The following is an 11,721-nucleotide window of genomic DNA, read 5'->3' on the forward strand; positions in this document are numbered from 1 at the left end:
GCCAGGATGGCGCGCGTGACGCCCCCGTTGACGACACTCGTCCTCCTGCACGGCCTCGGCGCGACCGGCAGCGCGTGGACCCCGCTGCGCGCGATCGCTGACTGGCCCGGTGAGGTGCTCGCCCCCGACCTGCCCGGCCACGGGAGCGCCGACCGGCTCGGCGACTACTCCGTGCCGTCGGTCGCGAAGGCCCTCGCGGCGATCCTGCCCGACGGGCCGCTCGCCGTACTCGGCCACAGCTTCGGCGGGGCGGTCGGTGCCGCGCTGGCCGGTCTGCGTGACGACGTCACCGCGGTCCTCGCGGTAGGGGTCAAGGTGTCGTGGTCCGAGGACGACGTCGCGCGCTTCGCGGCGCTGGCCGCTCGCCCGCCGCGGGTCCTCCCGACCCGCGAGCAGGCCCTCGATCGCCACCTCGCGATGGCCGGCCTGGTCGGCCGACCGCCCGAGGAGCAGGCCGACGGCGTCGCCGAGGTCGACGGCGGCTGGGGCCTCGCGATGGACCCCGCGGTCCTCGCGCAGCGCTCACCCGACCTGCCCGGCCTCATCGCGGCGACGCGCGCGCGGGTCTCACTGCTGCGCGGCGAGCACGACCCGATGGTCACCCTCGCCGACCTCGAGGCCTGCGGCGCCCCGGCCGCCGACCTGCCCGGTCTCGGCCACAACGCCCACGCCGAGGACCCGACCCTGCTCTGGCAGACAGCCCGCCCGCTCCTGACCTGAGCACGGCGTACGCCGAGGGCGCACCGTCAGTCGTCGTCCTTGTCGCGGCCCTTGCCCTTGCCCTTGCCCTCGTCGTCGTCCGATGACGTGACGGTGGCCTTGGTGGGCGTCGGCGTGGGGGTCCGCACGACCGGCATCGCCGGCAGCGGCAGGGCGTCGGCCGCGGCCCGGATCTCGTCGGCCCGCGGCTGGGTGATCTCACCGGCGGCGAGCTGGCGCTCCACCTCGGCGCGGAGCTCCTTCAGCGCGTTGCGGGCACGGGCGCCGTCCTTGGCCTCCACACCGGAGACGACAGCGGCGACATCGGCCTCGAGCGCCTCGGCGGCGCCGACGGTCAGGCCGCGGTCGGACAGCCCGTCACCGGAACCGCAGCCGGTGAGCACGAGGGTGGCCGCAGTCGCGGCGAGCAGGAGCCTCATCGCCGCACCGACTCCTCGAGGCGCTCCACCGGGGAGAGGTCGGCCGCGGGGGCGTCGGCGGGGGTGTCGGCGCTGCCCGACCCGCCCCCGACGGCGCTGAAGGCCGCGACCGCGAGCAGGACGACGACGAGCACGAGCATCGCGGCGGCGAGGACCTGCCCGGCCGGGTCGCCCACGAGGTGACCACGCGCCGAGACGAGCCAGGCAGGCAGCGAGCGCGCGGAGCGCTCCGGCGCGGGGCTCGCAGGGACCGCCGTGGTCACGGCCTCGCGAGGGTCGCCGGGCGCATGCGGCGCGGCGACCACAGCGGCGGCGGCGTCATGGCCGGGTGCGGGGGTCGGCTGGGCGACGGTGAGCAGCCGGGTGGCGTCGACCGGAGGCTCCACGGGGACGGCCACGACATCGGTGGCCGCGACGGGAGCCCGGCCGCGCAGGACGCCCGCGACGTCGGCTGCCGTCGGCCGGTCGGCGGGGTCGGCCGCGGTCATGCGGGACAGCACCGACGGCCACGGCGCGGGCAGCGAGGCGGGGACGATCGGGTCACGGTGGAGCCGCTCGACGGCGCACGCCACCGGGTCGCTGTCGGCGTACTCGCGTCGTCCGGTGAGGGCCTCCAGCAGCACCAGACCGAGGGCGTAGACGTCGGTCGGCGGCCCGACGGCGCCACCGCGGACCTGCTCCGGGGAGAAGTAGGGCGCGGTGCCGACCGTGAGGCCGGTGGCGGTGTGGCGCGCGGCATCGACGAGCCGGGCGATGCCGAAGTCGGTGAGCTTGGCCCGGTCGTCAGCGGTGATCAGGACGTTGGCGGGCTTGACGTCGCGGTGGATGACGCCGCGCTCGTGGCAGTGGGCGAGGGCCTCGGCGAGGTCGGCCCCGATGCCCGCGACCCGGGTCGGCGTGAGGGTCCCGTCGAGGCAGCACGCCGCCAGCGTCGGGCCGTCGACGAGCTCCATGACGAGGAACGGCGCGCCGTCCTCGGTGGTGCCGGCGTCATAGAGCGACACCAGACCGGGGTGGTTGAGCGAGGCCAGCAGCGCGATCTCCGAGGAGGTGCGGTCGACGTCCTCCACATGCGGGTGGAAGAGCTTCACCGCGACCTCGCGGCCGAGCACGGTGTCGGTCGCGCGCAGCACCTGGGCCATGCCGCCCCGACCCATGACGGGGCCGAGCGCGTAGCGCCCGCCGAGCAGCTGGGTCATCGGGGCGGCGGTCACGGCTCCGGCGTACCCCGTCACCGTGACCGGCAAGCGCGTCAGGAGACCCGGCCGACCTGGTACTTGCGGCCGTGGAAGGACTGCTTGCGCACGACGTCGCCGGACTGGACGGCGGCGTAGAAGTAGGCGCCGCCGGCGTAGATGCCGACGTGGCGGATCGCGCCGTCGCGGTAGGCGAAGATCAGGTCGCCGGGCTTCTTGGTCATGTTGGGGATGAGCTTCACGCCGCGAGCCGTCGACTGGGCCCTGCTGTTGTGGGGCAGCGAGCGGCCGAGGCGGCTGTAGACGTACATCGTCAGGCCGCTGCAGTCGAAGCGGGTCGGGCCGGACGCGCCCCACAGGTAGCGCTTGCCGGCGTGCTTCTGCACCTCGGCGAGCGCCTGCTGCTGCAGGGTCGCCGCGGCCGCCGCGGGGGCGGGCGGCGCGAGCACCGGGAGGGCCAGCCCGGCGAGCAGGGCGGGGGTCATCAGGGCAGCGTTGAGCGACGGGCGGATGCGCACGGGGGTCCTACCGCACGCCTGCGAGGTGAGCTGTCGGGTTCGGGCGCGGTGGACCTCACGGTCTGTTGCCCGGCCGGCGCGTGGCGCTGGCTTCACCCCGAGGGATCGTGACGATCCCGTGGAACCGGTGGGTCCCCCGCTCCTGCCCGGGATGCGGGTGTCGGCCGGACGGGAGGTCCGGTCGGCGTCGGCACCTCCGCGCGGGCAGGACTCGGCGGTCGCGGCGGTGCCACCCGCTCGGGGGAGTGGGTCCGTCGACGGTAACCCGGGGCAGGGCCCTGCGTCCGGTGTTCGGCTCAGGGGTGACAAGCCTCACCTGTAGGCCAGGACCAAGGCAGGACACATCGGGCCGGTCCGCGCTGTCACTACCCGGCGCAGATGGCCGCCAGCCAGGAGAACGGGTTCGCGGCCGCGCCGCCACCGGGGTGCGCCTCGAAGTGGATGTGCGGGGGCGTGGTCTCCGCGTTGCCGGTGTTGCCGACGGTCGCGACGATCTGACCGGCCTTCACCTGCTGGCCCACGGTCACGTAGTTCAGGTCGTTGTGGGCGTAGTAGTAGCGGTCGCCGTTGGCACCGCGGATCCACAGCGACAGCCCACCGAGCCCGCCGTTGCCGACCTTGTCGACGACGCCGTCCACGACGGCGTAGGCATCGCTGCCCTTCGGGGCGAAGACGTCGGTGCCCTGGTGCTGGCGCCCGCCGGAGCGGGGCGCGTGCCAGGTGTCGACGAAGGAGTGGATCGGGCCGACGGGGCAGGCACCGGGCGGGCCGGCGTAGGGGTCCTTGTGGTCGCCGCTCGGGTCGACCGCGCCGTAGGACTGCTGCTGCGCCGCGAGCCGGCGGGCGGCCTCGGCGCGAGCCCGGGCCTGCTCCTCCTCCACCAGCCGCTTCACGGTCGCGTCGGCGTTGGCGAGCGCCGCGGCCTGCTCGGCGAACAGCGCGTTGACGACGGCGGTCTCCTCGTCGAGGACGGTCGCGAGCCGGATCTTCTCCGAGGCGTTGGCGCGGGCCTTCTCCTCCAGCGCCACGAGCCGGTTCGCGGCGCTGCCGGCGATCTCGGCGTTGGCGGTGTCGACCCGCACGATGGCGCTGACGTTGGCGGCGCGGGCGAAGAGGTCCTGCGGGTCCTTGCTCGACAGCACGCTCGCGAGCAGTGCCGTCCCTCCGCCCGACTTGTAGATCGCCGAGATCCGGTCGTGCAGCGTGGCGGCGCTCGCGTCCTGGTTGGCGCGGGCCGCCTCGAGCTCACGGGTGATCGCGACCGACTGGTTGACCGCCACCCCGAGGGCGTCCTCAGCCTGCTCGTAGCGGGCCACTGACTCGCCGACCTTGCTGCGGGTCTCCGCCAGCTGCGCGCGCAGGGCAGCGGCCCGCTCGCGCGCGGTGCCGACGGTCTCGGCCGCGCTCGGGGCGGCCGGGACGGTGCTGATCGCCGCGGACGTGGCGAGGACAGCCACCACCGCCACCACCGAGCGCACCGTCTTCACGTCGTAGGCCTCGACCCCTCCGGGCCGCTGCTTGAGCCGTTCGGAGCAGCGGAACTACCGGAAGGGGACGGTCTGCACCGTGGTGGTGCTGTCGATCTCCGAGGTGCGCACGACGACCTCGAAGCGCCAGTCCCCACCCCCGTCGAGCAGCGCGCGCGGCTGCTCGTAGTGGCCGAGCGACTTCCTCGGCAGAGCGACCGGGACGACCTGGTCCCCCTGCACGAAGCGGCCGGTGACCTCGGCGACGTCCACGGCCTTGCCCCCGGCGTCCTGGAGGTAGACGTGCACGACGTTGGCAACGCCTGCCCGCGCCGGCTCGACGTCGACCTGCACGCGCAGGTCACCGGCGGTCGAGGTGCCGGAGTACGTCGGGGCGTAGGCCGTGCGCGCGGGTGTCGTCTGCACCAGCACGGCGGTCACGACGACGACCACCGCGGCGATGCCTGCCTCGAGCAGCACGCTGCGGCGCAGCCGCCGCCGGTCGGCCTGCTCGACGGCGACGACGCGCTCCGGCTCGAGCAGCGTCGTGGAGGCGTGCACGACCGCGCGGGCGTAGCGCCGGCGCACGACGTTGCGGGCGCCCCAGGCCAGCGCCAGCATGGTCACGACGAGCAGGAGCTTCGCGACGAGCAGCCGGCCGTAGTCGGTGGAGAGGACGGCGTCGAGGCTGCGGACCTCGCGCCAACTCGCGAAGGACCCCGTCGTGACCATGACCACGACGGCCCCGGTGGCGACCCGTGACCAGCGGGGGAGGACGGTGCGCAGGTCGAGCCGGTGCTGCAGCAGCGCGAGGGCGACGAGGCCGCCGATCCAGACGGACACCGCGACGAGGTGCAGGGCATCGACGGCCGTCGCCACCGAGCGCAGGTCACCGGCGTTGGCGTGACCGGCCAGCGCGAAGGTCCCCGCGAGCGGCCCGGCGAGGAAGGCCAGCGCGAGCAGCGAGGGCGAGCGGCGCGGCGCGTGGGTGCCCCAGGCGCCCACGGAGACCAGCGCCACGGCGGCGAGCACGAGCAGCCCGAGGCGCGCGGCGATCGCCCGCCCGCCGTCGGTCTCGAGGACCTCGCGCAGCAGGGAGCCGTCGGTGAGCGCGGACAGCCCGAGCCCGACCGCGTAGGGGCCCTGCGCGAGCAGCCCGCCGGTCGCACCTGCGGTGAGGGCGGCCCAGGCGGTCCAGAGCACCCGGCGCACCCGGGGCTCACGAGCACCGGCCGGCCAGAGGAAGGCGAGGAAGACCGACAGCCCGGCGAGGACGAGCAGCCCGGCGAAGCCGAGCAGCCGGGCGCCGGCGAGGACGGCCCGCGGGCCGGGCGGCGCCTCGGGGCCGGTGATGCCCGCGCCGACCTCGGACTCGACGCCGACCGAGAAGGTGAAGACGCCGGTGATGGGGTGCGCGTCCTCCGACAGCACGCGCCACTGCACGACGAAGGTGCCCTGCGCGATCGACGCCTTGAGCGGCAGCACCACCTCGCGGCCGTCCTTGCGGGTGCTGACCCGGCCGTCGTCGACGCGCGCGCCCGCGGGGTCGAAGACCTTCGACGCACCGAGCTTGGCCCCGACCCGCTCGCTGAACAGCAGCGTCACCTCGGTGGGGTTGGCGTCGACGAGCTGCTCGTTGGCGGGGGTCGTCTCGAGCAGGGCGGCGTGGGCTGCCGCCGGTGACGCGCTGCCGAGCAGCACGCCGGACAGCACGGCCAGCACGACGAGCAGTCGCCGCACGACGACGGTCACGCGCGCGCCCGCTTCACGGTCGCCGGCGCAGGACGACGGTCCCCGCACCGACGGCCCCGAGCAGGCCCAGGCCGACGAGACCGAGGAGCAGCACCGGGGCACCGCTGTCGCCGTCCCCGGCAGGGGAGGTCCCGGTCGAGGTCGCGGCCGGGCTGCTGGTCGACGCTGCAGTCGGCGAGGTGCTCGCCGGCCCACCGGCAGCGGCGACGACGATGAGGCGCGGGGCCGGGGACGGGTCGCCGTCGTCGATCCAGCGCGCGACCGTGCCCTCGGCGTAGGTCTGGACGACGGGGAGCTTGAGCTCCGTCGCGGGCGCGGTGGCGGGCACCTCGACGGTCAGCGCGAAGGCCACGTCTGCCGCCGCGCCGGCGGTCGGGGTCTCCCACGTGACGAAGGTCGACCCCGGCCGGGTGGTGGTGTCGGGCGTGCAGGTCCAGGACGGGCTCGGGACGGCGCAGTCGCGTACGACGAGCGGGCCCGGCACGAGCGCGTAGACCTTGCGGTTGGTCGTGCCCTGCGTCTCGACCGGTGCCCGCAGGCTCAGCTCCACGACCGTCCCGGCCGTGACCCGCGCCGGGGTGACGTCGACGTGAGCCTGCGCCACGGCGGGCGCCAGCACGAGGGCTGCCGTGGTCGTGGTCAGGGTCAGCGCGAGGGTCGTCGCGACGCTGCGGGCCCGCACGGTGGTCATGGAGGGCGTTCGCGCGCGACCCCGGGCACGGATGGTGGGCCCGGCTGTGCGCACGGTCACGACCATGCGGTCAGCGGGCGCTCATCGGGAGCGCAGCATCGGCGGGTGCAGCGAGGTCGCGGGTCCGCGGCGGAACAGCGCGGCCGGCCGCCCGCCCTCCGGGCCGACCGGGGCGGAGCGGCCGACCGGCACGAGGAAGCCCTCGGTGCCGGTGGTCTTGCGGTGGAAGTTGCGCGGGTCCAGCGGTGTCCCCCACACGGCCTCGTAGACCCGGCGCAGGTCCGCGACGGTGAAGACGGCGTCGCAGAAGGCGGTCGCGAGCGAGGTGTACTCGAGCTTCGCGCGGGCCCGCTCGACGCCGGCGGCGAGGACGGTCGCGTGGTCGAACGCCATCCGCCCGCCCTGCACCTCCGCGACCGGCACCCAGTCGACGCGAGTCGCCCCGGACCCCGGGACGGGCGCCGGCAGGTCGGGCGCGAAGACCAGGTAGGCCACCGACAGGACGCGCATCCGGGGGTCGCGGGCCGGGTCGCCGAAGGCGCCGAGCTGCTCGACGTGCGCTGCATCGCGGCGTACTCCTGTCTCCTGCTCCAGGCGGCGGACCGCCGCAGCCTCGAGGTCCTCGTCGGGCTGCACGAAGCCGCCGGGCAGGGCGAGGTCACCGCGGAAGGGGTGGGTGTCGCGCTCGACGAGCAGCACGCACAGGCGGTGCTCCCGCACCGTGAGCACGACCATGTCGACGGTCACGCCGAAGGGCGGGAAGGCCCGCGGGTCGTAGGCGGCGAGGAACGCGGCCTCGTCGCTGACTCCGTCACCCACCCCGTCGCCCGACCTGTCGCTCACGCTCCGGACGCTAGCGCCGATGGGTCGTGCAGGTGGCCCCACGGACGGAGCTGCTGGAGGAGAAGCGCCATGCTTGAGCTGCTGCTCGCCGTCGTCGTGACCGCTGTCGTCGCGGTGGGGCTCACCCACCGGTCGCTCACCGGACGGCACCGGACCGCCCTGGCCGACGCGCTGGCGCAGGCCGACGCCCGCCACTCGGCCGACCTGCAGGCCGTGTCGGCGCTCGCGCTGCACGACCCGCTCACCGGTCTGCCCAACCGGGTGCTGCTGCTCGACCGGCTGCGCCACGCGCTGTCGTCACAGTCTCGTCGCGGCGGCCAGGTCGGCGTGCTCTTCCTCGACCTCGACGGCTTCAAGGCGGTCAACGACGGCTACGGCCACGCCGCCGGTGACGAGGTGCTGCGGGTGGTGGCCGCGCGGCTGCGTCAGGCGGTGCGCTCCGGTGACACCGCGGCCCGGCTGGCCGGTGACGAGTTCGTCGTGGTCTGCGAGGGCGTCGACGGGCCGGCGGCGCTCGCCGTCGCGGCGTCGCGCATCGAGTCGGCGCTCGCGGCGCCCATGGACCTCGAGGGGCGCACGGTCTGCCTCGGCGTCTCCGTCGGGATCTCGCTCGCCGTCGGTGGTCAGACCGCCGAGGACGTCCTGCGGGCGGCCGACACCCGGATGTACGACGTGAAGCGCGCCCGTCAGCTCCGCCTTGCCGAGCTGGGAGTGCACAACCGGCTCGCCTCCGCCGCCGCGCCCGCCCTGCGGCTGCAGCTCTGAGCGGTGCTTGCGCCGACCCCTCCCGTCGAGCAGGGTCGGGGGCGTGCCGGAGCTGCCCGAGGTCGAAGCGCTCGTGTCGTTCCTGCGCGAGCACGCCGTCGGGCGGGTGGTCGCGCGGGTCGACGTGCCGGGCATCCACGTCCTGAAGACCTACGACCCGCCGCCGACCGCGCTGGCCGGCCTCGAGGTGACGGGCGCGGCGCGGCACGGCAAGTTCCTCGACCTCGACGTGAGCGGGCTGCACCTCGTCGTGCACCTCGCGCGGGCCGGCTGGCTGCACTGGCGCGACGCGCTGCCGCCCGCACCACCGCGGATGGGCAAGGGCCCGATCGGGCTGCGGGTCCACCTCGACGACGGCTCCGGCTTCGACCTCACCGAGGCCGGCACCAAGAAGGGCTTGTCGGTCTACCTCGTGACCGACCCGGCGCTCGTGCCTGGCGTCTCGCGGCTCGGCATCGACGTGCTCTCCGACGGCTTCACCGCCGAGGTGCTCGGCGGTCTGCTCGCCGGGGTGCGCTCGCAGGTGAAGGGCGTGCTCACCGACCAGTCGGTGCTCGCCGGGGTCGGCAACGCCTACAGCGACGAGGTGCTGTGGGAGGTCGGGATGTCACCGTTCAAGCCGGCCGGCTCGCTCGGGGCCGACGACGTCGAGCGGCTGCACGGCGCACTGGTGCGGACCCTGCGCGAGGCCGTGGTCCGGGCCGAGGGCCTCGCGACCAGGGAGCTGAAGGCGGAGAAGAAGCTCGGGCTGTCGGTGCACGGCCGCACCGGGCTGCCGTGCCCGCGCTGCGGTGACACGGTGCGCGAGGTGTCCTTCGCGACGAAGTCCCTGCAGTACTGCCCCACCTGCCAGACCGACGGCAAGCCCCTCGCCGACCGCCGCCTGTCCCGCCTCCTGAAGTAGCCCCCCGCCCCGCCCCGCCCTCTGTCCTCCCGCCCGCTCCCCCCGCTTGTGCGCTCGGGTCGGCGCTACGGGGCGGCTGTAGCGCCGACACCGGCGCACAAGGCGTGGGGGGGCGGGGGGTGAGGGGGGTCAGTCGGACTTCGGGGGGCGGGCCGGGCGGGCGCCCATGCCGCCGTAGGTGCCGAAGAACCGCGCGGCCGCGACGCGCGTCGACAGCGACCACGTCGGGTAGGCGTGGATCGTCTGCGCGATCCGGCCGACCCGCGCGCCGCTGCGCATCGCGAGCGCCCCCTCGGCGATGACCTCGCCCGCCATCGGCGACACCACCGTCATGCCGACCAGCCGGCCGAAGACCATCCCGCCGATGCGGCCGGGTACGGCGATGAGCGTCGTGAAGCCGTCGGTCTCGCCGGCGGTGCGCGCCCGGTCGCCGCGGCTGTCGCGCGAGGTCGAGACGAGCGCGCGCTCGCCGTACTTCTCGTAGGCCTGGGCCTCGGTCAGCCCGACGTGGGCCACCTCGGGCTCGGTGAAGGTCACCCACGGCACGACCCGGTCGTCCCAGCGCGCACCCCGGCGGCTGAAGGCGTTGCGGGCGGCGAGGCGGCCCTGCTCGTCACCGACGTGGGTGAACTGCAGCCGCGACGTGCAGTCGCCGGCGGCCCAGACGGTCTTCGCCGCGCGCAGCCGGGCATCGGTCACGACCCGGGCCTTGTCGAGCGAGACTCCCGCCTTGTCGAGGTCGAGCCCGTCGGTGCCGGGGACCCGCCCGACCGCGACGAGCAGGTGCGTCCCGGTGACCGTCGTGCCGTCGGACAGGTGCAGCACGACCGCCTTCGGGCCACGGCGACCCTTGCTGACCCGCTCGACCGTCGCACCGGTCCGGACCGTGACGCCCTCGCGCTCGAGCACGGTGGTGAGGACCTTCGCCACCATCGGCTCCTCGCGGCCGAGCACGGTCGGCATGCCCTCGACCACCGTGACCTTCGACCCGAGCCGCTGGAACGCCTGCGCCAGCTCGACCCCGATCGGCCCGCCGCCGAGCACGAGCAGCTGCGGCGGCAGCTCGCGCAGCGCGAAGACCGTCTTGTTGTCGAGGTAGGGCACCTCGCCGAGCCCCTCGATGGGCGGGACGAAGGCGCGCGAGCCCGACGCCACGACGAAGCGCGTGGCCGTCAGGGTGCGCTCCCCGACCTGCACGGTGGTCGGTGAGGTGAAGCGCGCGAACCCGGTGACCAGGTCGATGCCCTCGCGGGCCAGCAGCGCCGGCGACTCGTCCTTCTCGATCTCGGCGATGACCGCGGTGACGCGGTCCATCACGGCCGGGAAGTCCACGGTGACAGGGGCCGAGAAGCCGTACGCCGGACCCGTGCGCGCGCCCTGCACCCGACGCGCCGTCTCGAGCAGGGCCTTGCTCGGCACGCACCCGTAGTGGGTGCAGTCCCCGCCCGGCCGCTCCTCCGCCTCCACCAGGGCGACCCGCCGCCCGGCCTTGCGCGCCTCGCGGGCCGCGCCGAGACCGGTCGCCCCCGCTCCGATGACCACCAGGTCGTAGCTGTCGCTCACGACCGGGAGTCTGTCAGTCGTCGAAGAGCTCGCTGAGGAAGGACTTCTTCTTCTTGTAGTACGGCCGGCCGCCGTAGTTGTACTGCTGCGGGTGGCCGTACTGCTGCGGCGGCGGCTGGTAGGCCGGGGCGGCCGGGGGCGGCGGGGCGGCGGGGGTCGCGCTCGCCGCGCTCCAGGCGCCCTCGGCGTCGATCAGCTTCTCCAGCTCGCCGCGGTCGAGGAACAGGCCGCGGCAGTCCGCGCACTGGTCGACCGTGACGCCGTTGCGCTCGTAGCCGCGCATCTCTCCCTGGCACTTCGGGCACGTGAGGCTCATGCCGCTCCTGACGCTCGAGGGGCGGCGGGCGTTCCCACCCACCCCGGAGGTCCGAGCGTAGGCCGGGGAGACTGGAGGCATGCAGCCAGACGCCATCGCGCCCACCGAGGTCGGCGAGACCTTCCTGCTCGACGTCCGGGAGGCCGACGAGTGGGCGGCCGGCCACGCGCCGGATGCGGTGCACCTGCCGATGAGCGAGATCCAGCAGCGGCTCGCAGAGGTGCCGACCGACGTCCCGGTCGCCGTGGTCTGCCGGGTCGGGGGACGCTCGGGCCAGGTGGTCGCGTGGCTGCGCCAGCAGGGCTACGACGCGACCAACGTCGACGGCGGGATGCTCACCTGGCAGCGGCTCGGACTGCCGGTCGAGGGCGTCATCGTCTGACGGCAAAACGGGCCATGACTGCATGGCCCTTCCGGGCCGGATCACCACGCGTGACCGCCGCCCGGGCTGCCCTGCAGGCCGCGATCGAGCCTTCTGCTGACGGGCTCACGGCTGCGGCGGATGTGCACGAGCTGCTCGCGATGCAGGCCGAGATCGCCGCCGCTCTCGCTGGCCGGTTGCAGGTCG

General features: G+C 75.0%; 13 protein-coding genes and 1 riboswitch. Of the genes, 4 read left to right on the forward strand and 9 right to left on the reverse strand.

The features are described from left to right. Window positions 1-15 precede the first annotated feature (15 nt). Window positions 16-720: an alpha/beta fold hydrolase gene (locus Q8R60_17855; protein ID MDP3714340.1), complete on the forward strand. Its 705-nt coding sequence runs from the start codon at window positions 16-18 to the stop codon at window positions 718-720. A 26-nt stretch (window positions 721-746) separates the two neighbouring features. Here the strand turns inward: Q8R60_17855 and Q8R60_17860 are convergent, their stop codons facing one another. From Q8R60_17860 to Q8R60_17890, 7 genes are all read right to left on the reverse strand, one after another. Beyond that, on the reverse strand, window positions 747-1,139 hold the full coding sequence (locus Q8R60_17860; protein ID MDP3714341.1) for a hypothetical protein: 393 nt from the start codon (window positions 1,137-1,139) through the stop codon (window positions 747-749). Next, on the reverse strand, window positions 1,136-2,353 hold the full coding sequence (locus Q8R60_17865) for a serine/threonine-protein kinase (GenBank protein MDP3714342.1): 1,218 nt from the start codon (window positions 2,351-2,353) through the stop codon (window positions 1,136-1,138). Before Q8R60_17865 ends, Q8R60_17860 begins: the two co-directional genes overlap by 4 nt. Window positions 2,354-2,391: 38 nt before the next feature. Further along, window positions 2,392-2,853, reverse strand: a complete 462-nt coding sequence (locus tag Q8R60_17870) for an NlpC/P60 family protein (protein ID MDP3714343.1) — start codon at window positions 2,851-2,853, stop codon at window positions 2,392-2,394. Window positions 2,854-2,870: 17 nt separating this feature from the next. Next, window positions 2,871-3,010: riboswitch (cyclic di-AMP (ydaO/yuaA leader) on the reverse strand. A 208-nt stretch (window positions 3,011-3,218) separates the two neighbouring features. Next, window positions 3,219-4,340 carry a peptidoglycan DD-metalloendopeptidase family protein gene (locus Q8R60_17875; protein MDP3714344.1) on the reverse strand — a complete coding sequence of 374 codons (1,122 nt, stop codon included), beginning with the start codon at window positions 4,338-4,340 and terminating at the stop codon, window positions 3,219-3,221. Between the two features lie 54 nt (window positions 4,341-4,394). Further along, entirely contained in the window at window positions 4,395-6,071 is a 1,677-nt protein-coding gene (locus tag Q8R60_17880) for a copper resistance protein CopC (protein MDP3714345.1), read from the reverse strand. A 13-nt stretch (window positions 6,072-6,084) separates the two neighbouring features. Further along, entirely contained in the window at window positions 6,085-6,762 is a 678-nt protein-coding gene (locus Q8R60_17885; GenBank protein MDP3714346.1) for a DUF1775 domain-containing protein, read from the reverse strand. Window positions 6,763-6,843: 81 nt separating this feature from the next. Next, window positions 6,844-7,605, reverse strand: coding sequence for an NUDIX hydrolase (locus tag Q8R60_17890; GenBank protein ID MDP3714347.1), 762 nt, complete (start codon window positions 7,603-7,605; stop codon window positions 6,844-6,846). Between the two features lie 69 nt (window positions 7,606-7,674). Between Q8R60_17890 and Q8R60_17895 the strand changes: the two genes are divergently transcribed. Both Q8R60_17895 and Q8R60_17900 read left to right on the forward strand, forming a co-directional pair. After that, window positions 7,675-8,370 carry a GGDEF domain-containing protein gene (locus tag Q8R60_17895; GenBank protein ID MDP3714348.1) on the forward strand — a complete coding sequence of 232 codons (696 nt, stop codon included), beginning with the start codon at window positions 7,675-7,677 and terminating at the stop codon, window positions 8,368-8,370. Between the two features lie 43 nt (window positions 8,371-8,413). Further along, entirely contained in the window at window positions 8,414-9,274 is an 861-nt protein-coding gene (locus Q8R60_17900) for a DNA-formamidopyrimidine glycosylase family protein (GenBank protein MDP3714349.1), read from the forward strand. Window positions 9,275-9,403: 129 nt separating this feature from the next. Here the strand turns inward: Q8R60_17900 and Q8R60_17905 are convergent, their stop codons facing one another. Further along, window positions 9,404-10,837: an FAD-dependent oxidoreductase gene (locus Q8R60_17905; protein MDP3714350.1), complete on the reverse strand. Its 1,434-nt coding sequence runs from the start codon at window positions 10,835-10,837 to the stop codon at window positions 9,404-9,406. 13 nt (window positions 10,838-10,850) lie between these two features. Then, a complete protein-coding gene (locus Q8R60_17910; protein ID MDP3714351.1) occupies window positions 10,851-11,153 on the reverse strand; it encodes a zf-TFIIB domain-containing protein in 303 nt (100 codons plus the stop codon). Between the two features lie 79 nt (window positions 11,154-11,232). Between Q8R60_17910 and Q8R60_17915 the strand changes: the two genes are divergently transcribed. Further along, the gene (locus Q8R60_17915; GenBank protein ID MDP3714352.1) at window positions 11,233-11,535 is read left to right on the forward strand and encodes a rhodanese-like domain-containing protein; all 303 of its coding nucleotides are present in this window, start codon (window positions 11,233-11,235) and stop codon (window positions 11,533-11,535) included. Window positions 11,536-11,721: the final 186 nt, after the last annotated feature.

This window comes from Mycobacteriales bacterium, assembly GCA_030697205.1.
Taxonomy (GTDB): domain Bacteria; phylum Actinomycetota; class Actinomycetes; order Mycobacteriales; family SCTD01; genus JAUYQP01.

Bases quoted from the DNA above. Each gene is read 5' to 3' on its own strand.
- Q8R60_17860 (MDP3714341.1), bottom strand. From the start codon at position 1,139: ATGAGGCTCCTGCTCGCCGCGACTGCGGCCACCCTCGTGCTCACCGGC.
- Q8R60_17885 (MDP3714346.1), bottom strand. From the start codon at position 6,762: ATGACCACCGTGCGGGCCCGCAGCGTCGCGACGACCCTCGCGCTGACC.
- Q8R60_17895 (MDP3714348.1), top strand. From the start codon at position 7,675: ATGCTTGAGCTGCTGCTCGCCGTCGTCGTGACCGCTGTCGTCGCGGTG.
- Q8R60_17910 (MDP3714351.1), bottom strand. From the start codon at position 11,153: ATGAGCCTCACGTGCCCGAAGTGCCAGGGAGAGATGCGCGGCTACGAG.
- Q8R60_17915 (MDP3714352.1), top strand. From the start codon at position 11,233: ATGCAGCCAGACGCCATCGCGCCCACCGAGGTCGGCGAGACCTTCCTG.